The sequence below is a fragment of the Nonomuraea terrae genome (assembly GCF_044465245.1).
Taxonomy (GTDB): Bacteria; Actinomycetota; Actinomycetes; order Streptosporangiales; family Streptosporangiaceae; genus Nonomuraea; species Nonomuraea terrae.
Window position 1 is genome coordinate 342148 of record NZ_JBITLL010000005.1, and the last position, 18645, is coordinate 360792.

General features: G+C 72.8%; 14 protein-coding genes. 1 reads left to right on the forward strand and 13 read right to left on the reverse strand.

All coding sequences use genetic code 11. The features are described from left to right. Window positions 1–13 precede the first annotated feature (13 nt). From ACIBP6_RS25395 to ACIBP6_RS25430, 8 genes are all read right to left on the reverse strand, one after another. Window positions 14–724: a DUF6882 domain-containing protein gene (locus ACIBP6_RS25395; protein WP_397055936.1), complete on the reverse strand. Its 711-nt coding sequence runs from the start codon at window positions 722–724 to the stop codon at window positions 14–16. 16 nt (window positions 725–740) lie between these two features. Continuing rightward, window positions 741–2681: a hypothetical protein gene (locus tag ACIBP6_RS25400; protein WP_397055938.1), complete on the reverse strand. Its 1941-nt coding sequence runs from the start codon at window positions 2679–2681 to the stop codon at window positions 741–743. Further along, window positions 2678–5245, reverse strand: coding sequence for an alpha-mannosidase (locus ACIBP6_RS25405; RefSeq protein ID WP_397055940.1), 2568 nt, complete (start codon window positions 5243–5245; stop codon window positions 2678–2680). Before ACIBP6_RS25405 ends, ACIBP6_RS25400 begins: the two co-directional genes overlap by 4 nt. Continuing rightward, window positions 5242–5895, reverse strand: a complete 654-nt coding sequence (locus ACIBP6_RS25410; RefSeq protein ID WP_397055942.1) for an SIS domain-containing protein — start codon at window positions 5893–5895, stop codon at window positions 5242–5244. Before ACIBP6_RS25410 ends, ACIBP6_RS25405 begins: the two co-directional genes overlap by 4 nt. Continuing rightward, window positions 5888–6856 (reverse strand): ROK family protein, encoded by a 969-nt coding sequence (locus ACIBP6_RS25415; protein WP_397055944.1) that lies wholly within the window; start codon window positions 6854–6856, stop codon window positions 5888–5890. Before ACIBP6_RS25415 ends, ACIBP6_RS25410 begins: the two co-directional genes overlap by 8 nt. 90 nt (window positions 6857–6946) lie before the next feature. Continuing rightward, the gene (locus ACIBP6_RS25420; protein ID WP_397055946.1) at window positions 6947–7531 is read right to left on the reverse strand and encodes a DinB family protein; all 585 of its coding nucleotides are present in this window, start codon (window positions 7529–7531) and stop codon (window positions 6947–6949) included. A 28-nt stretch (window positions 7532–7559) separates the two neighbouring features. Then, window positions 7560–8603: a LacI family DNA-binding transcriptional regulator gene (locus tag ACIBP6_RS25425; protein ID WP_397055948.1), complete on the reverse strand. Its 1044-nt coding sequence runs from the start codon at window positions 8601–8603 to the stop codon at window positions 7560–7562. After that, window positions 8600–10450 carry an MBL fold metallo-hydrolase gene (locus ACIBP6_RS25430; RefSeq protein WP_397055950.1) on the reverse strand — a complete coding sequence of 617 codons (1851 nt, stop codon included), beginning with the start codon at window positions 10448–10450 and terminating at the stop codon, window positions 8600–8602. The genes ACIBP6_RS25425 and ACIBP6_RS25430 overlap by 4 nt, the downstream gene beginning before the upstream one ends. A gap of 31 nt (window positions 10451–10481) precedes the next feature. On the opposite strand from ACIBP6_RS25430, the gene ACIBP6_RS25435 reads away from it, so the two are divergent. Beyond that, window positions 10482–12107: a beta-N-acetylglucosaminidase domain-containing protein gene (locus ACIBP6_RS25435; protein WP_397055952.1), complete on the forward strand. Its 1626-nt coding sequence runs from the start codon at window positions 10482–10484 to the stop codon at window positions 12105–12107. 222 nt (window positions 12108–12329) lie between these two features. Here ACIBP6_RS25435 and ACIBP6_RS25440 read toward each other — a convergent pair whose 3' ends face one another. From ACIBP6_RS25440 to ACIBP6_RS25460, 5 genes are read right to left on the reverse strand one after another with little or no spacing between them, the layout of a single operon-like run. Next, on the reverse strand, window positions 12330–13871 hold the full coding sequence (locus tag ACIBP6_RS25440; RefSeq protein ID WP_397055954.1) for an FAD-dependent oxidoreductase: 1542 nt from the start codon (window positions 13869–13871) through the stop codon (window positions 12330–12332). Further along, on the reverse strand, window positions 13868–15580 hold the full coding sequence (locus ACIBP6_RS25445; RefSeq protein WP_397055956.1) for a hypothetical protein: 1713 nt from the start codon (window positions 15578–15580) through the stop codon (window positions 13868–13870). Before ACIBP6_RS25445 ends, ACIBP6_RS25440 begins: the two co-directional genes overlap by 4 nt. A gap of 3 nt (window positions 15581–15583) precedes the next feature. After that, entirely contained in the window at window positions 15584–16933 is a 1350-nt protein-coding gene (locus ACIBP6_RS25450) for a GH1 family beta-glucosidase (RefSeq protein ID WP_397055958.1), read from the reverse strand. Next, window positions 16930–17754 carry a carbohydrate ABC transporter permease gene (locus ACIBP6_RS25455; RefSeq protein ID WP_397055960.1) on the reverse strand — a complete coding sequence of 275 codons (825 nt, stop codon included), beginning with the start codon at window positions 17752–17754 and terminating at the stop codon, window positions 16930–16932. Before ACIBP6_RS25455 ends, ACIBP6_RS25450 begins: the two co-directional genes overlap by 4 nt. Beyond that, entirely contained in the window at window positions 17751–18644 is an 894-nt protein-coding gene (locus ACIBP6_RS25460; protein ID WP_397055962.1) for a carbohydrate ABC transporter permease, read from the reverse strand. The genes ACIBP6_RS25455 and ACIBP6_RS25460 overlap by 4 nt, the downstream gene beginning before the upstream one ends. Between the last annotated feature and the right edge of the window lies 1 nt (window position 18645).

The following is an 18645-nucleotide window of genomic DNA, read 5'->3' on the forward strand; positions in this document are numbered from 1 at the left end:
TCCGGAGGAGGGGCTACGGCTGCGCCAGAGTGGCCTTGATGCCGGAGACGCGGCCGAGCTCGTCGAAGTCGATCACGGCCTCGAGCCCCGGTCCGGACAGCCGCCCCTGGTCGCGGCCGACGTCGGCGCCCAGCCCGCGCCTGGTCGCGTAGCTGTGCAGGGCGCGCCGGCGGTCGTGCAGCGTCAGGCCGACGAGCCCCTGCTGGATGACTCTCATGACGCGGGCCGGCTCGGGTGCCGGCAACTGGAAGTCCGGGTGCTGCACCAGGAACGCCGCCCGGGTGCCGCCGCCCGCGTCCCCCTGGTACGACGTCCAGATCCCGGTCACCGCCTTGGCCGCATCCGTCATCAGCCCCGCCACCAGGTGCGGCTGCGTCGGGGAGCCGGGCAGTGCGGCGAAGGGCACCTCCGGCGAGACGAGCTCCAGGATGCCGTGCTGGTGGCCGAAGTCGCGCAGCCCCTTGGCGGCGGCGACCACCGCGTCGGGGAAGTCCGAGGGGTTCGCCCACGCCCACAACCAGGTGCCGAGGTCGGGGGCGGCAGTGCCGAGCAGGTGGAAGCCGGTGCACGTGATCGTGCGGTCGCCGGTGAACCCGAAGAGCGGCTGCTGCAGGTCGGCGTGCCAGCTGTGGTTTCCGAGGACTTCCTCCAGGTGCAGCTGGTGCTCCAAGGCGAGGAGCCCGGCGTCGTCCAGGAGGTGCCCGAAGGTGAGCGAGTTGTGCATCTCCGAAGATTACGGCCTAACTAACCACTTCACCTGATCTTTCGATGAATGTCGGACCATCCGCGTAGACGGGCCGCGTGCTCAGGGCTCGGCCGGCACGCGAGGCGAGAACCTGTTCGCAGGCCAGCAGGAGCACGCCGGCGCTCCAGGCGTGCGACAGCGTCAGGTACATGCCCTTGGGCTGGAAGCAGTCCGTCTGGTAGTAACGTTCGGTGATCATGCCCCGGTAGGCGTTGAGGTCGCCGTCGGCCGCCGGGAGGAACTGGCGGAAACAGGCGAGGGTCTCCTCGGCCCGTTCGGCGTAGTACGGGTCGCCGAGCGCCTCCGACAGCTCGATCAGCTCGGCGGTGCACACCAGCCCGTACGCGTGCAGGTGCTGGTTGGACGGCGAGGCCTGGTCGGCGCCGCGGGTGGCGAAGCCGTACACGCCGAGAGGGGTGCGCGGGCCGAAGCGCACGTTGTAGGTGTAGCGGAAGGTCAGCGTCCAGTCGGCGGCGCGGCGCGCCAGATCGAGCCAGCGCTCCTCGCCCGTCCGGCGGTGCAGCGCCATGTACGCCAGCACGGCCGCGTACCCGTCCTCCGACGTCGGCGCGAGGTCGACGTCCTCGGGGGCGCCGTACAGGAACTCGTCGTGCACGAACGAGGCGTAGTACTCCCCCGCGCGCTCGGCGGCCCGCAGGCAGGCCGGGTCGCCCTGCTCGGCCAGGGCGGCCACCCAGGTCAGGCCTGAGGCGCCCGACCACGACAGGACCTCGCCGGTGGCGGCGTGGTGGAGGGTGCCGAGGTTGCCGTCGGGGCGCTGGCGGGCAAGCATCGCGCCGATGTTGGAGCGGGCCGCCGCCTCCCAGGCGGGGTTCGGCCGGTGCCGCAGCGCGCGCAGCAGGAACAGGGTCGCCTCGCCGAGGGTGCGCGCGTGCAGGGCGTCCTTGACGTGGCTCCAGCTCTGCGACCAGCCCGACGAGCGGTACCAGGTGCCCCAGAACGTCCCGGACGGCGACAGGTTGGCGCAGATGAAGTCGATGACCCGTTCGGCGGCGGCGACGTGCTCGGGGCGGTCGGTGCGCAGCCCGTGCTCCAGCAGGGCGGCCGCCCACGGGATGCCGCTGACCCAGCCGACGTGCATGGCCTGCCGGTCCACCCGTTCGCCGTCGCCGCCGCTCACCTCCCGGTCGAAGCCGACCGTCTCCAGCAGCACGCCGGGGTCGGGGTCGTAGTGCCAGCGGTACAGGCCCTCGGCGGCGATGTCCGCCGCCGTCGCCACGTCCTGCCACGGCTCGACCGGCGCCGCGGCCAGGCGCAGGTCGCGGTCCTCGCGCAGGACCGGCGCGTACGCGTGCCGGTCGGCCGGCAGCGGGAAGGTGGCGAGCGTCAGGACATGCGACTCGCCGGGCTGCCACACGTGCTCGGCCTCACTCGGGGGCAGCGCGAGCGCCGACCCGTAGTAGGTCACCGGGTACTCCCGGTACGGGAAGAGCAGCGCGATCGTCGCCCGTCCCGCGTCGTGCTCGAAGGCCAGGCCGGTCGTCCCGAGGGGCGACTCCTCGTCCGCGATCAGGCCGGCGCCGCCGGTGTCGCCCCAGACGAGTACGGCGGGCGTGGCGGCCCGGTCGGCACGGAAGCCCCAGCGGCTGGAGACCATCTCCTGCGGCCGGTCGGCTCCCGTCTCGAACCGGGGGAAGACGCGGGCGCAGGCCGCGGGCCGGTTCTCGCCGTAGAACAGGCCCGGGATCAGCCACCAGGGGTCGGCGGCGGGCACCGACCTGCTGACGCGCACGGTCCCGGCGGACGGCCGGGCGCCGTCGTGCCGCACCCGCAGCCGCAGCTCGCGCCGGCCGGTGACCAGCCGCCCGCCCCACTCCCACTCCACGCTGTACGGCCCCGCGCCCAGCACCTCGACGACCAGCTCGCCCCCACCGATCCCGGTGTCGGGATCGGTGACGACGAAGCGGGTGCTCACCACGCCTCCACCGTGAACGCGCCCTTGCGGACGGTCAGCTCCACCAGGTCCGTCTCCACCGCGGCCAGCGGGTCGGCGAGCGGGATCCGGAACGTACGGATCTGGCAGGGCCCGAAGTCGGCCGTGAGCCGGACGCCGGCCAGCGGGACGTCCAGCGTCGCCTGGACGGCCCGCCCGGTGGTCTCCACGGCCCGGACCACGAGGTCGCCCGGCGTGTCCTCGTGCAGCTTGACCGCGGTGACCATGACCTGGCCGCCGCCGTCGTCGAGGTAGCCGCGCGACGCGGGCAGCGGCCCGTCGTGGAAGCTCTCCAGCATCGCGCGCACCGGGGAGCCGAGCAGCGCCGCCCGCCGGGTGAGCGCGGCGGCCCGCCAGTCGCCGGCGTGCGGCACCAGCAGGTACGTGAACCGCTGCGTGCCCTGGTCCTGGTAGGAGTAGTAGCCGTCCGGGTCGAGCAGGCGCGGGTCGTGCCAGGAGTAGACCGGGCTGCGCACGGCCGTGATGCCGATGCTGTGCGAGCGGCCCGGGCTCGGCGGGGAGACGTCGTAGCCGTGCTTGGCGTTGTTCACCACGGCCAGGCCGGCGGGCCGGCCGCCCACGACCCCCGACAGGTCCACCCACGACTGCGCGGGCTCCTCGGCCCCGTCGATCGGCCGGGTCAGGTGCCCGAACGGGATCTCGTACGTGGCCACCGGGCTCTGCACGGCGACGGGGAAGCGCAGCTTCATCAGGTGGGCCTGCTCGCGCCAGTCGAGCGTGACCCGCACCTCCACCGCGTCGTCGTCGCCCGCGCCGAGGATGAACTCCTCGGCCATCGTCGAGCGGCCCCACGCGCGCTCGACCCGGATGCGGGCGCGCAGCGGACCTTCCTCGCGCAGGACGATGCCGGTCGTGGCCATCGCCTCGCCCGGCCAGTCGTAGGACACCACGCGGTGACCCCAGGTGTCGGTCGGGTCCTCGCAGATCTGGGTGTGCTCGCCGGCCGCCCCGGCCACGAGGTCGACACCGGTGCGCTTGTCGAGCAGGCTCGACAGCCAGCCGGTGACCGGGTCGATCTCCAGGCGCAGCACGTCGTTCTCGAGGTGGTGCGGCGAGGCCGACAGCGTGCCGTGCGCGTGCGCGGCCGGGCCCTGGCGCAGCCGGTAGAGGCGGTAGCCCAGCGGGGGCAGGTCGGCCTGGAAGACGGTGGCGCCGCGTCCCTTGTCGTCGGTGGTGGCGACCGACTGGGTGCGCTGGCACGGCACGTCGGCGCCGTCGGCGTCCACCACGTGCACGCCGTTCGGGGCCAGGCCGTACTGCATCTCGACCCGGGTGGAGACCGGCCACGGGTGCGGGTTGAAGACGATCACCGGCTGCGTGCCGTCCTGCTGCGGGACGCGGACGTCGCGGGCGATCACGTTGTGCGCCCTGGTGATGATCCGCTTGGAGATCGCCACCGCCTCGCCGAGCTGGTCGCGGGCGTCGTCGTAGGCGGGCTCGATGGCCGAGCCGGGCAGCACGTCGTGGAACTGGTTGAACAGCACCTGCTTCCAGGCCCGCTCCAGGTCGGCGCGCGCGTCGTGGCCGGCGATCGCCGCCCACCGCTCGGCCGACAGCACCGCCGCCTGCGCCCGGCGCTGCCAGGCCTTGACGCCGGAGTGGGCGGAGTAGCAGCCGGCCGCGTGGTGCTGCAGGTCGTCGCGCCAGACCGCCAGCTCGGCCAGGCCCTGCTCACCGAGCCGCTTGGTCATCTCGTCGAAGTAGCGGCGGGGCGACGACATGGTCAGCTCGCCGAACGTGCCCATCTGGTCGTAGCGGTGGATCGAGTCGATGTTGGCCTTGGTGGGGCCGCCGCCGTGGTTGCCGACGCCGTAGAAGACCATCAGGTCGCCGAGGGAGCGGTCGAGCTGGCCGAGCGCCTTCTCGGTCTGCCCCGCGACCTCGCCGGGCGGGCTGCAGTACTCGAACGGGATCCGGTACGCCAGCACCCGGCTGCCGTCGGGCGCCTCCCACCAGAACATCGTGCCGGGCAGCTCGCTCTCGTGCGGTCCCGGGCGTAGGAAGCAGTAGGAGTCCATGCCCTGGCCGCGCAGGATCGCCGGGAGCATGGCGTTGTGGCCGAACGGGTCGACGTTCATGCCGACCGTCGCGGTGACGCCGAACTTCTCCTTCAGGTAGCGCTGGCCGTACAGGCCCTGGCGGGCGAACGACTCCCCCGACGGCATGTTGCAGTCGGGCTCCACCCACCAGCCGCCGACCATGACCCAGCGGCCCTCGGCGACCTTCTCCCTGATGCGGGCGAACAGCTCAGGGTCGGACTCCTCCACCCACGACAGCAGGACGACCTGGTCGCAGGTGAAGACGAAGTCGGGGTACTCGTCCATGCGGTGGATCGCGGACCAGAACGTGGCCCGCGCCTCCTGGTAGCCCTCCTGCCACGGCCACAGCCACACCGGGTCGAGGTGGGCGTTTCCGATCATGTGGAGGGTGCGGTCGGGGGTGGCCGCCGGGCGTGGGGCGCGGGGAAGGCCGCGGGGCCGGCCGCCGGAGGGGGCGTTCGACATGGGAGCGGTGCGCCTGGTCATGCGGCCGCCCAGACGTCGACCTTCTCGCTGATCATGTGGAGCATCAGAGTGTGGATCTCCTGGATGCGCGGGGTCTCGGCGGACGGGGCGAGGAGGAGATGGTCGGCGTGCTTCGTGGCGGCCCCGCCGTCACCGCCGCCGAACAATACCGTCACCGCGCCGTTGGTCCGCGCGGCTTCGAGGGCCGCGACCACGTTGGGTGAGTTGCCGCTCGTGGTGAACGCCGCCACGACGTCGCCGGAGCGGGCCAGCGCGCGGACCTGCCGGGCGAAGACGTCCTCGTAGGCGTAGTCGTTGGCGATGCAGGTCATGACGGTGGCGTCGGTGGTGAGCGTCACCGTGGGCAGCGGGCGGCGGTCGCGCTTGTAGTGGCCGATCAGCTCGCCGGTGAGGTGCTGGGCGTCGGCGGCGCTGCCGCCGTTGCCGAGGGTGTAGACGGTGCCGCCGCGGGTGAACGTCTCGATGAGCAGATCGGCGACGGCCTCGACGGCGGGCAGCAGGGCCGCCATGCCGCGCGCGGCGGCCAGGTGGCCCTCGACGTGCGAGGCGAGCAGCGCCGATGCCGATCCCGCCTCCGGGTGGGCGTCAGGGGCGGTCGCGGGTACGGGGGTCGCGGGTGTGGCGGTGGGGGTCAGGGGTCGGTCAGCCATCGGTCTTTCCTGAGACGAGGTCGTGGGCGACGGCGCCCGCGCCGACCACGCAGACGCCCGTGCCGAGCCGGGCCGGCTCGATCCGGGCGGCGCGGGCCGCGGGCGGCATGGCGTCGCGGGCTACGGCGGCGGCCACGGGGTCGAGGAGCCGGGCGCCCGAACGGGTGACGCCGCCGCCGAGGACGACGAGCTCGGGCTCGAACGCGTTCACCAGGTCGGTGACCGCGCTGCCGAGCGCCCATGTGGTCTCGTCCCAGATCTCCGCGGCGAGCGGGTCGCCTGCCTCAGCGGCGCGGGAGACGTCCTCGGCGGTCGGGAGATCGAGCGAGGACAGGGACGAGGGGCGGCCGGCGGCGAGGGCCTCGCGGGCCCGCTCGGCGATGGCCGTGCCGGACGCGTACGCCTCCAGGCAGCCGTTCCTGCCGCACGTGCAGGGGCGGCCGCCCGGCCGCACCATGACGTGTCCGAGCTCGCCGCCGTTGCCCGCGGCGCCCCGGTGCAGGCGCCCGCCGATGACGGAGCCGCCGCCGACGCCCGTGGAGATCGTGAGGTAGAGCATCGTGCTGGTGCCGCGGCCGGCGCCGTAGCGGTGTTCGCCCAGCGCCGCGGCCGTGGCATCGTTCTCAATGACCGCGGGGACGCCGAACGCCTCCGCGGCCAGCGCGCCCACCGGGACGTCGATCCACCCCGGCAGGTGGGGCGGGCACTGCACGACGCCCGTGGCGGTGTCGAGCGGGCCGCCGCAGGAGATGCCGACGGCCGCGACCTCGGGCGCGCCGGCCTCCGCGACGGCCTTCCTGCCCAGGTCGAACAGCCTGGACAGGACGCGTCGCGGCCCCTCCTCCCTGCGGGTGGGGGCGAGCTGCCAGCCGTGGATCAGGCCGTCGCCCGTGACGATCCCGGCGGCCAGTTTGGTGCCGCCGATGTCGAGCGACAGGACGGGGGGAACATCGTGCTCCATGGGGGCCTCCGAAACGGGAACGCATGCTGTGACATCGTTCCCACACGGGATCCTAGGCCGACATTTCCCCGCGGGTCAACGCATCCCGGGTCAGCTCTGACCGGCTTCCCGCGCCACCTGCTCCAGCCGGGCCTGGTAGGAGTCCCACCACTCCCGCTCGGCCCGCGGCAGGTTGTCGTTGTCGCGCCGCAGGCCGGCGGCCCCGTCGATGAGCTCCCTGACGATGTCGGCGTGCCCGGCGTGCCGGTTGGTCTCCGCGATGACGTGGACCAGGATCAGGTGCAGCGTCGTCCGCCGGCGCTCCTCCGACCACCACGGCACCTCGCCGACCGCGTCCAGCGGCAGCGCCTCGACGGTCGCGTCCGCGTGCGCCCACACCCGGCGGTAGAGCGCGACGACGTCCTCGCGGGACTCGCCGGCGGTCGCCCACATGTCGGCGTTCGGCTCGGCGTCGTCGGCCATGAACGGCAGCGGCTCGGGGAACGGCCGCCCGAAGGTGTCGCCGAAGTAGCCCGCCTCGACACCGGCCAGGTGTTTGACCAGCCCCAGCAGGTTGGTGCCGGTGGGCGTGAGGGGGCGGCGGATGTCGTACTCGGAGAGCCCGTCGAGCTTCCACACCACGGCTTCACGGACGGACTGCAGGTATCGGTGCAGATCGGACTTTGGTTCAGTCATGCGGACATCTTTCCAGCCCGCCGCGGCCTCAGCCCCCGGGCGGCGGGGCCGTGGACTCGCGCTCGACGAGCCGTACGCTGAGCACGGTCGTCACCGAGTCGGACTCGGGGGCCGCGATGCGCTCGTGGAGCCGGCGCACGGCGGTCGCGCCCAGGTTGAAGGTGTCCTGCGAGACCGCGCTGACCATGGGCGAGACCATGCTCATCCAGGGCGCGTCGTCGAACGCGACCAGGCTGACGTCCGCGGGGATCCGTAGCCCGAGCTCGCCGATCGCCCGCCAGACGCCCTCGGCCAGCACGTTGTTGGCCGCGAAGACGGCCGTGGGCCGGTCGGGGGCGCGCAGCATCTCGATGGCCCTGCTGCGGGAGTCGGCGACGTCCCAGCCGGAGGAGACGACCAGGTCAGGCTCGACCTTGATGCCGCCCGCGGCCAGCGCCTCCAGGTAGCCCTGGTAGCGCTCGTAGCCGGTGGCCCAGTCGGTCTCGTCGATGAACAACGCGATCCTGCGGTGGCCCAGCCCCACCAGGTGGGCGGTGGCCGTACGGGCGCCTACGCGGTTGCCCACCACGACGCCGTCGGTCGAGCCCGCCGCGAACTGGCGGTCGACCTCCACCACCGGGATGCCGTGGGAGGACAGGTACGTGGAGACGGCCGAGGAGTTGGGCGTCACGATCACCCCGGCCACCCGCAGCGCCACGAGCGCCTCGGCGGCCTCGCTCTCGGCCTCGGCCGACAGGCTCGTGTCGGCCAGCACCATCGTGTAGCCGCGCTCGCGCGCCTCGCGGCTGGCCCCGGCGGCCAGCTCCGCGTAGAAGGAGTTGCGCAGGTCGCTCACCAGGACGCCCACCGACCTGCTGACCTGCTGCTTCAGTGTGCGGGCCATGACGTCGGGCACGTACCCGAGCTCGGCCGCGGCACGCAGCACGCGCTCGCGCACGTCGCTGGCCGCGTAGCCGCGACCGGTCAGGGCCCGCGAGACCGTGGAGCGCGAGACGCCGGCGGCCTCGGCGACGTCCTTGATCGTGGGTCTGCGGGAACGGCTGAGGGGGGCACTGCGCCGTTCCGCGGTCATCGTTCCCCTTCCGCGACGACGTCGACGAGCGCCTCGGCGTGCTGCCCGAGGCGCAGGTCGCCGATGGTGAGATCTACGGCGAGGCGTACGCGGCGCCGTGGCACGACGTCGGCCCCGAGACGGAGATGCACCTGCTCCATACCCCCTCCGGGCAGCCTCAGCGTCACGGCCCCCGGTTCGCGCCGCCAGCCGGGCGGGAGGACCGGCTCGACGACGGCCACGGCCTTCTCGGGCCACGGGTTGCGGACGGTGGCCGTCAGCACGATCTCGCCGCCCGCGGGGACGCTCGAATGGTACGGCGTCAGGCGGCAGAGCACACCGTCGGCCCCGAGGTCGAACCGGTCGAGCGGGAGCAGCTCGTGGTGGAGCGAGACCAGCTCGTCACCGCGTTCGGTGAGCATGGCCAGGTAGGCGTCGTCGACCCAGCGGGGCCGCCAGTGGCCGCTGACCATGAGGTCGGGGCGCAGGCGGTTGTAGAGCGCGGCGCTCTTGCGGTAGTCCTCGATGGCGAATCTGTTCTTGTACTGAAAATTCAGGATCTCCTGGCGCTCGCCGGGGATGCCCGATCCGTCCTGCTGGTCGCCGGTGACCAGCACCCGGTGCCCGTCCACCTCGAACTCGTACGCCGCCGCGAACAGCGTGTGCCCCGGCAGGTCGTGCACGGTGATCTCGTACTCCCGCCAGCGCACCGTCTCCCCCAGCTCCAGCACGCGGTCGGCGGGGATCGGGTCGAACCACTGGCACGGCAGGTCGTGGTGGAGCGGCACGGCCAGGATCGGCGCGATGTGGGACGGCGCCCAGATCTCGGTGCCCTCGACGTCGCGCAGCAGCGGCATGCCGGCCACGTGGTCGTCGTGGTAGTGGGTGGGGACGGCGACCTCGATGTCGGTGACGCCGTAGCGCTCGCGCAGCGCCGGCAGGGACGCCAGCCAGGGGCGGCGGGCCTGGCGAGCCGTGCTGGTGTACAGGATGCCGGTGGACATGTCGTAGCCGAAGTCGAACACCATGGCCGCGCCCGACTCCGACAGCAGCACGTAGCTGTAGGACTGGCTGCTGCGGTTCATCAGCAGGTGGGGCGTGATCTCGACGAACGGCTCCGCCAGCATGCCGCGCACGTCCCACGGGTGGGGGCGGCGGAAGTCGACGTAGCGCTGCATGGCGGTCGCGAGCCGGCCGAGCGCGTCGTCGGGGTCGGTCATGGGGTCGCCGTGGGAGGGCAGCAGCACGTCGAGCTCCTCCCTGCGGAGCAGCTCGGCGCTGATGACCACCATGGCGGGGCCTTCGTTCTCGGTGTAGGACCACTGGGTCGCGGCCAGGGACCAGACCTTGCCGGGGGCGTAGACGAGGTCGCCGGTGAACGCGGCCCGGCCGACGACGTACGTCACCGATCCCGCGGTGTGACCGGGCGTGGGCAGGACGCGGACGTCGACGCCGCCGTAGCGGGCCGTGCGGTATTCGGGGACGACGCCGGCCACGGGCACGGACTCGAGCAGCGAGAACCGGTCGTCGCGCAGGTCGTAGTCGTTGTGGAGCCGCCGCGCCGACCACATCTCCTCGACGTCGGCGAACAGCTCGCGCTCGACCGGCGGGACGTGGATCGCGATCCCCGCCTCGGCCGCCCGCACCAGACCCTGGGCCTGGTCGCGGTGGTGATGGGTCATCAGGACGTCGGTGAGACGGTCGAGGCCCAGCTCGCCGAGCAGGTCGAGCACACGGCCGGAACCGAAGTCGACGGCGATCCCGGTGCGCTCCGCGCCCGGATGGGCGGGAGCCTTGATGACATAGACGTTGCAGGTGTCCTCGACGCGGAACACCCCGGGCAAAACTTCGGTCACATCCCTACCCACGAGGCGCGATTGTATCCGGTATCGTTCCCACATGGATGCCCTGGAATGGATCGTCCCCCGTCCGAAAGAGGCTACCCTCGGCTCCGCCTGCGTCGACCTGACCGCCGTCCGCCTGGGTGACGGCCCGGCGAACGCCGTGACGGCCCTACGCGCCGCACTGATCACGGCGACCGGCGCGGACGTCGCGGTGGAGATCACGGTCGGCGGCACGGACCTGCCGCCGGAGGGCTACACGCTGACCGCCCGCGGCAGACGGGTGCTCATCGCCGCCGCCGACCCCGCCGGGGCGTTCTACGGCGCGCAGACGCTGCTCGCGCTGACCGCCGCGCCGTGCCCCGCGCACGCGAGGTGCGTGCCGGAGGCCGACGTGCGCGACTGGCCCGACCTGCCGCTGCGCGGCACCATCGAGGGCTTCTACGGCACGCCGTGGAGCCACGCGGACCGCCTGGAGCATCTGCGCTTCTCGGGCCGCCACAAGCTCAACGCCTACGTCTACGCCCCCAAGGACGACCCGTACCACCGGGAGCGGTGGCGGGAGCCGTACCCGGAGGAGGAGCTGGCGCGGCTGGGCGAGCTGGTCGCGGAGGCGGCGGCGCGGCACGTCAGGTTCGTGTTCGCGCTCAGCCCGGGGTTGTCGATGGTCTACGGCGACCCGGCCGAGCGGGCGGCGCTGCGGGCCAAGGCGGCCCAGGTGTGGGACGCCGGCGTCAGGGAGTACGCGCTGCTGTTCGACGACATCCCGCCCGAGCTGAGCCAGGCGCCCGACCGGGAGACGTACGGCACGGCGGAGGGCGTGAGCGCGAGCGCCCACGCGGCGGTCTGCCGCGACTTCGCCGAGGAGTTCCTCGCGCCCCGGGGCGCGCAGCGGCCGCTGACCATGGTGCCGACCGACTACGCGGGCACCGGGCGCACGCCGTACCGCGAGCGGCTGGCCGCGGAGCTGCCGGCCGACGTGCTGGTCTGGTGGACGGGCTCCGACATCGTGGTCGGCGAGATCTCCGCCGCCGACATGACGGCCGCGGCGGCGTCGTACGGGCACCAGGTGGCGTTGTGGGACAACTTCCCGGTCAACGACTTCGATTTCGACCGGGTGTTCCTCGGGCCGCTGGTGGGGCGGGACACCGAGCTGGACGGCGTGCCGCTGGCGGGGATCACGGCCAACCCGATGGTGCAGGCGGCGGCCTCGCGCATCGCGCTGACGACGGTGGCCGACTACGCCTGGCACCTCGCGGCCTACGATCCGGCGCGCTCCCACGCGCGGGCGGTGCGGCTGCTGCCGGGGGCCTCGGCGCTGCTGCCGCTGGTGGAGGCGTGCTCGGCGTGGCCGCCCGGGGCCGACCAGAGCCCGGCGCTGACCGTGCTGTGCGCCGCCGTGCTGAAGGGTGACGATCCCGGGGAGCTGCGGGCGGAGCTGACGCGGCTGGCGGAGCTGCCGGCGGACGTGCCGGGGCCGATCGCGGCCGAGCTGGCCGGCTGGGTGCGGGCGGCCCGCGACATGGGCGCGGCCGGCCTGGCCGCCCTCGGGCTGCTGGCGGGCGACCGGACGCCGGCCGAGGTCGAGGCGGCGCTCGCTCTCGCGGAGTCCCACAAGGCGAACGTCCTGCGCCGCGTGATCCCTCCGTTCGTCCGGGAGGCCCTGGAACGCACCCGCGCCTGACGGGGACAGGGCCCAGGCACGCCGGGCCCTTCACGGGCGCCAAGCGCAGCGGACCATCAGCCGCGCCGTCGCAGGCGAAAAGTCCGGGCCCCCTCGGGCCGCCCCGTCGCAAGCGAAAGCCCGGCACACATCCGGCCGCGCCCGTCGCAGCTGAAACGGCCCACATCCGGCCGCCACCGTCGCATGGAAAAGCCGGCGCGCACTGCGCCGGCTTTTCGCGTGTCAGAGGGAGAGCACCTGGCCGGCGGCCCTGAGCTCGTCCTGGAGGGCGGCCACGTCCACGTCCTGCACGGGCTTACCGGTCGAGGCGGCCGCCGCGGCGGCGAGGCCGGCGGCGTGGCCGAGCATCTGGTACTGCACCTCCATCCGGACGGAGGAGAACGCCACGTGCGAGGCCGACACGCAGACCGGCACCAGCAGGTTCACGCACTCCTCCCGCCGCGGCACGATCGCGCCGTACGGGATCTGGTACGGCGCCACCCCCACCGACAGGTACCCCTCGGTGACCACCATCGGCACCGGGTCGGGGTGCTCGTACACCCGCCGCCAGGTCCGCTGCACCTCGCGGATGTCGATGTGGTACGACCCCATCGCCACCACGTCCTCCTGGCGACGCCCCTGGACCAGGTCGTGCTCGGTGAGATGTTTCTCCCCCAGCATCCGCCGCGCCTCGCGCACGTAGAGCTGGTGCGGCAGGTGCCCGGTGTCGGCGAACTCGTCGGCGGGCAGCCCCCACCGCCCCAGCTCGGCCCGCACGTGCGCGGGCACCTCGGGGTCGTGCGACAGGAAGTACAGCAGGTCCTGCGCGTGGCGCAGGTGGTGCAGGCGGATCCGCTCGCGCTCCTCGGGCCCCGCGTCGGGGTAGGCCCACGCGGAACGGTCGAGCACGCTGAGCGAGAACGGCCCGAGCGAGTTGCCGTCGGCCTTGCCGTTCGGCAGGTTCGGCTCCAGCCCGACCAGCCGCCCGGCGCGCACCTCGACGCCCTGCTCCCGCCAGTGCCGGAACAACCGGCGCCCCAGCTCCCAGTGCTCCTCGTCGTAGCCGGGCCGCCGCTCGAACGGGATCCGGTCGGGCGCGGTGCTCATGCAGACGCGGTAGCCGTACGACATGACGCCGCCGTCGCCCGCGCCCACCTCGGCCATCGGCCCGTCCGCGACCTGCGGCAGCAGCGTGCCGTCGGCCCGGAACGGCGAGATCCACGGCGGGAAGTTGTGCATGCCGGGCACGACCTCGCGCCGCCCGGCGAAGGTCTCGCCGTGCAGTGTCCGGTCCTCGCGGCCGACCCGGTGACTCACTCCGGCGGCGGCCATCAGGTCTCCCTCGTAGCTCGCGTCCACGAACGCCCCGGCCGCGTACGCGCCGCGCGCCGTCGTGACGGACACGATCCGTCCCTCGGAGGTGTCCGCGCCGGTCAGGCCCGCGTCGTACACCACCTCCACGCCCGCGCGTTCCAGCCAGGACAGGAAGATCTCCTCGGCGACGTGCGGCTCGGGTCCGGCGTAGTGGCCGGGCGCGACCCCGTAGGCGTCGGCGACGGCCCGCCGGAACTCGGCGGCCATGCCGCCCAGCACGCGGGCGTCGCCGATGTCGGTGTAGCCGAGCCCGCCGGAGGTCATGCCGCCGGCGTGCCGGCCTGGTTCGAGCAGCACGGTGTCCAGGCCGCGCCGGGCGGCGGCGACGGCGGCGCACACGCCGCCCGACGTCGCGCCGTACACGACCACTTCCGCCTGCCGCCGGCCGGCCGGCGGCTCCGCCTGACTCATGCCGGCCACCACCACGACGCCACCTGCCGCAGGTCGGCGCCGGTGATCTCCTCGCGGGAGTTGTCGATGGCGTCCACGTAGTACAGCGCGGGCACGCCCAGCTCGGGCTGGGCCCGCGCGTACGCCAGCCAGTCGGCCCTGCTCGGCATGGGCCACTGGTCGGTGTCGATGAGGTGGCCGGGCATCGCGTGGCGGGCCACCGCGTGGCGGTAGCGGAGCTGGTCGACGGCCGGCACGGGTTCGCCGCGGGCGTCGACCTCCAGCACGTCGTTGAGCCTGATCATGTCGCTGACGCCGGCGAAGGCGGGGTGCGGGGTGTGCGTGATCATGAGAGCGTCGGGTTTGACCTGCTTGGCGGCGTCGTACATGGTGGCGAGCAGCTCGTGCAGGAGGGCCAGGCCCCACGTGGAGCCGTACGTCTTCAGGTGGGAGCCGCTGGGTGACCACTGCGTGAAGTCGATCTTGAAGCCGTCGGCGTCGAGGTCGCCGAGGAGCCGTTCCATGATCGACCGGATGCGGAGCCGGTAGGCGGGGTTCGACGGGTCGGCCGCCACGGGGCGCCCCCCGGCGTCGGTCACGCACTCCTCGGCCGGCAGCCCGTCGGCCGACCAGGCCCGCCACCACAGCAGCACGCGCTGCCCGCGTGCGTGCCGGTCGGCGATCCAGCCGCGCAGGTCCGGCCACTTGGCCTCGTCGGTCCGCAGGTCGCCGTACGTGAGCTGCCACCGGTCGTCGATCACGATCGTGCCGGGCACGATGCCGTGCTCCTCCAGCCGGGCCAGCCAGCCGTCGTACCGGTCCTGGCGGGACAGCTCGACCGGCGAGACGCCGTCGGCCGCGGCGCACTGGGCGCCCCAGCCGCAGAAGATCGGCTCGCTCCACCACGCGTGCCGCTCCCCCGCCGGGCCCTCCGAGGCCAGGCCGTGCGCGACGAGATCGGCGCGGTGGTGGGAGATCGCCTCCCAGGGCGACTCCGCCGCCCGGAACACCACCGCGGGCGAGGTCCAGGCCCCGCGCACCTCGGTGTGGCCCTCGTAGTCGAAGCGCAGCAGCGCCCCGCCGTCCAGCGGCTCGTAGGCGACCTCGGTGAAGGTCAGGTCGGTGATCCCGGCCCGTACGGACGCGCCCAGCCAGGGCCCGCCGGGCACCGCCGTGGCGCCGTCCGGCTCGTCCTTGCAGAAGGCCAGCACGAGCGGCGGCGGGGAGAAGACCGCGTGCAGCCGGCCCGGCGAGGCGTCGCCGACGACGGTGAGCGCCACGGCCGCCGACACCGGCCGCACCACCCGCACGGGGTGGGCGGGGGTGGGGCTGAAGACGCCGCGCGCGTGCACGCCCGACCGGAACACTCCGGACGCGCGGGTGTTGAGCACGGCCCGCCCGCCGAGCAGCGTCACGTCGCCGAGCACGCCGTCGCCCTCCACCCGCACCTCGACGGCGATCTTCTCGGGCGTGCAGGTGAGCCGGACGGTCTTGCTCTCCCACGCGGTGCTGCGCTGGGGGAAGTCGAAGACCGCGACGTCGCCGCGCTCGGCGAGCACGGGCGGCAGGGTCTCGTACGTCTCGTCCCGCCCGCCCCTGGTGTGCGCCGAGGCGATCAGGCTGAGCGTCATCCAGCCTTCCAGCTCGGCGCTGGGGTCGCTACGCGAGACGGTCAGGTGGTAGTGGCCGCTGTCCAGGTAGTAGGCCGCGTCCGTGGTGGTGATCCGCATGGGTTAACCGAATGCCTCGATCCTGGGCAGGGCGGGGGCGGCGCCGCCCGCGGCGATGAGCCGGGCGTAGTAGCGCCCGGAGTCCTTGACGGTACGCGCGCCGGTGGCGTGGTCGACGTGCACGAGCCCGAACCTGGGCCGGTAGCCGAGCGCCCACTCGAAGTTGTCCATGAGCGACCAGTGCAGGTATCCGCGCACGTCGGCGCCGGCCTCGACGGCCTGGCGGACGGCCTCGACGTGGTCGCGCAGGAACGCGATCCTGCGGGTGTCGTGCACCTGGCCGTCGTGGGTGGGGGCGTCGCCGAAGACGCCGCCGTTCTCGGTGACCATCAGCGGGGTGCCGGGGAAGCGGCGGCTCAGCCCGACGAGCAGGTCGCGCAGCGAGCCGGGGCTGATCTCCCAGCCCTCGTCGGTCCTGGCCACGTCACCGCTGGGCCCGACCACCCGCCAGGGGAACGGGCCGGGCGGCGCGGCGGCCATGACGCGCCGGGTGTAGTAGTTGATGCCGAGGAAGTCGCTGCGGCCCCCGATGGCGGCCTCGTCGCCGTCGCGGACGAAGTCGAGCCCGTGGCCGAGCGCCCGCTCCCAGTGCGCCCGCATGTCGGCGGGATAGCCGTCGCCGAGCAGCGGGTCGAGATACCAGCGGTTGACATAGCCGTCGCTGCCGACCGCCGCCGCCCGGTCCTCCTCGCGGTCGGTGGCCGGGTCGCAGGGGAAGAGGCTGAGCGCCGCCCCCGCCTTCGTCCCCGGGTACGCGTGCAGCACGTCGGCCGCCGCGCCGTGACCGAGCAACACGTGGTGACCGGCCCGGACCGCCGTGCCCAGGTCGGCGACGCCGGGGGCGTGCAGGCCGAGCTGGTAGCCGAGCAACGCGATGATCCACGGCTCGTTCTGGGTGATCCACCAGGTGACGCGGTCGGCCAGCCGGCCGGCGACCGCCTCTGCGTAGGCGGCGAAGGCGTCCACCGTGGAACGCTCGGCCCAGGTCAGGGAGGCCGGCATGTCCCAGTGGTTGAGCGTGAGCACGGGCTCGGCGCCCGCCTCCAGCAGCGCGTCGGTGAAGCGCTCGTAGTGGTCGAGCGCCTTGGGGTCGGGGTGCGCGCCGTCCGGCATGACCCGCGACCAGCCGGTCGAGAAGCGGTACGCGGTGAGGCCCAGCTCCTTGACCAGCGCGACGTCCTCGCGCCAGCGCAGGAACGAGTCGCAGGCCCGCGAGCCGTCGCCGCCGCCCTCGACCGCGCCGGGCCGCCGGCAGAACACGTCCCACACCGACTCGCCGCGGCCGTGGTGACCCTCGATCTGGTACGCGGACGTGCCCGCGCCCCACAGGAATCCTTGGGGAAAACCCATCATTTGCCGCCGGTGGTCGCGATGCCCTTGACGAAGTGCTTCTGGCCGAGGAAGAACAGGATGATCATCGGGATGGTGGTGATCACGCTGGCCGTCATGACGATCTCCCAGTGCCACTCGCCGCCGAAGCCGAACTGGTCGAGCAGCGCCTTCAGCCCGCGCGGCACGGTGAAGGTGGAGGAGTCGCGCAGGTAGATGAGCGGCCGCATGAGGTCCGTCCACGCCGCCTGGAACTCGAACAGCAGCGTCACCACGACCGCCGGTTTGCACAGCGGCAGCGCGATGCGGGTGAAGATCCGCCAGTTGTTCGCCCCGTCGATCTTCGCCGCCTCGAACGGCTCCCGCGGCAGCCCGAGGAAGAACTGCCGCAGCAGGAAGATGTAGAACGCGCTGCCGAACAGGTTCTGCGCCCACAGCGGCGTGAGGGTGCCGACCATGCCGAGGGAGTTCCAGATGAGGAACACCGGGATCATGGTGACCGCGCCCGGCAGCATCATGGTGGCCAGCACCAGCCCGAACAGCGGGCCCCTGCCCGGGAAGCGGAAGTAGGCGAACCCCCACGCCACCATGGCGCTGGTGATCGTCACGGCCACCGCGGCGAGCACGGTCACCAGCAGCGTGTTGAACATCCACAGCGCCAGCGGCGCCTCCTGCCACACCCGGATGTAGTTGTCGAAGGTGAACGTCTCCGGCAGGATCCGGTGGTCGAACACCTCGCTGCGCGGCTTGAACGACGCGCTGAGCAGCCAGATGAACGGGTAGATGAAGGCGACGGTGAACGCGATCAGCGCCGCCCAGATCAGGACCTTCCTGAGCCGCCTCACGGTTTGCCCCCTTCGTAGTGCACGAATCGCCTGGTCACCAGCATCTGCACGGCCGTGATCGCCATGATCACGATGAACAGCAGCCAGGCCAGCGCCGAGGCGTAGCCCATGTGCAGGAACTCGAAGGCCTGCTGGAACAGGTAGATCGCGTAGAACAGCGCCGCGTCGTTGCTGTAGGTGGTGTTGCCGGCGCCGAAGAAGGCGGTGTACGCCTCGGTGAACGACTGCAGGGCGTTGATGCTGTCCACGATGAACAGGAAGAACAGCGTGGGGCTGATCATCGGCACGGTGATCCGCAGGGTGCGCTTCCACCAGCCGGCCCCGTCGACGAGGGCGGAGTCGTACAGCTCCTGGGGGACGCCGCGCAGCGCGGCCAGCATGATGACCACCGACGAGCCGACCGTCCACAGGTTCATCAGCACCAGACCGGGCTTGATCCAGTCGGGGTCGGTGGTCCAGGCCGGGCCGTCGATGCCGAAGATCCCGAGGAAACCGTTGACCAGGCCGCTCTGGCCGTTGAACAGCATCAGCAGCAGGATGCCGATCGCGACCGGCGGCGTCATCTTCGGCAGGAAGAAGGCCGTGCGGAAGAAGCCGCTCGCCTTCGTCGCGCTGTTGAGCAGCAGCGCGAGGCCGAGCGAGACGATCAGCTGGGTAGGCACCGACATCACGGCGTAGATGAACGTGTTACGCAGCGCGAGCCCGACCTTCGGATCCTCGAAGAGGGTCACGTAGTTGTCGAAGCCGACGAAGTTCGGGTCGTTGATGACGTCGTAGTCGGTCAGCGACAGGTACGCGCTGTTGATGACGGGCCACGCGGTGAAGATCAGGAAACCGATGATCCAGGGGCTGATGAACAGCAGCGCCGCCCGGGTCTCGGTGAACCGCATG

Coding starts and splice junctions, on each gene's coding strand:
- ACIBP6_RS25395 (WP_397055936.1), bottom strand. CDS start 724: ATGCACAACTCGCTCACCTTCGGGCACCTCCTGGACGACGCCGGGCTC.
- ACIBP6_RS25415 (WP_397055944.1), bottom strand. CDS start 6,856: ATGGAGCACGATGTTCCCCCCGTCCTGTCGCTCGACATCGGCGGCACC.
- ACIBP6_RS25460 (WP_397055962.1), bottom strand. CDS start 18,644: ATGCGGTTCACCGAGACCCGGGCGGCGCTGCTGTTCATCAGCCCCTGG.
- ACIBP6_RS25410 (WP_397055942.1), bottom strand. CDS start 5,895: ATGGCTGACCGACCCCTGACCCCCACCGCCACACCCGCGACCCCCGTA.
- ACIBP6_RS25445 (WP_397055956.1), bottom strand. CDS start 15,580: ATGCGGATCACCACCACGGACGCGGCCTACTACCTGGACAGCGGCCAC.
- ACIBP6_RS25440 (WP_397055954.1), bottom strand. CDS start 13,871: ATGAGTCAGGCGGAGCCGCCGGCCGGCCGGCGGCAGGCGGAAGTGGTC.
- ACIBP6_RS25420 (WP_397055946.1), bottom strand. CDS start 7,531: ATGACTGAACCAAAGTCCGATCTGCACCGATACCTGCAGTCCGTCCGT.
- ACIBP6_RS25450 (WP_397055958.1), bottom strand. CDS start 16,933: ATGATGGGTTTTCCCCAAGGATTCCTGTGGGGCGCGGGCACGTCCGCG.
- ACIBP6_RS25435 (WP_397055952.1), top strand. CDS start 10,482: ATGGATGCCCTGGAATGGATCGTCCCCCGTCCGAAAGAGGCTACCCTC.
- ACIBP6_RS25425 (WP_397055948.1), bottom strand. CDS start 8,603: ATGACCGCGGAACGGCGCAGTGCCCCCCTCAGCCGTTCCCGCAGACCC.
- ACIBP6_RS25405 (WP_397055940.1), bottom strand. CDS start 5,245: ATGACCAGGCGCACCGCTCCCATGTCGAACGCCCCCTCCGGCGGCCGG.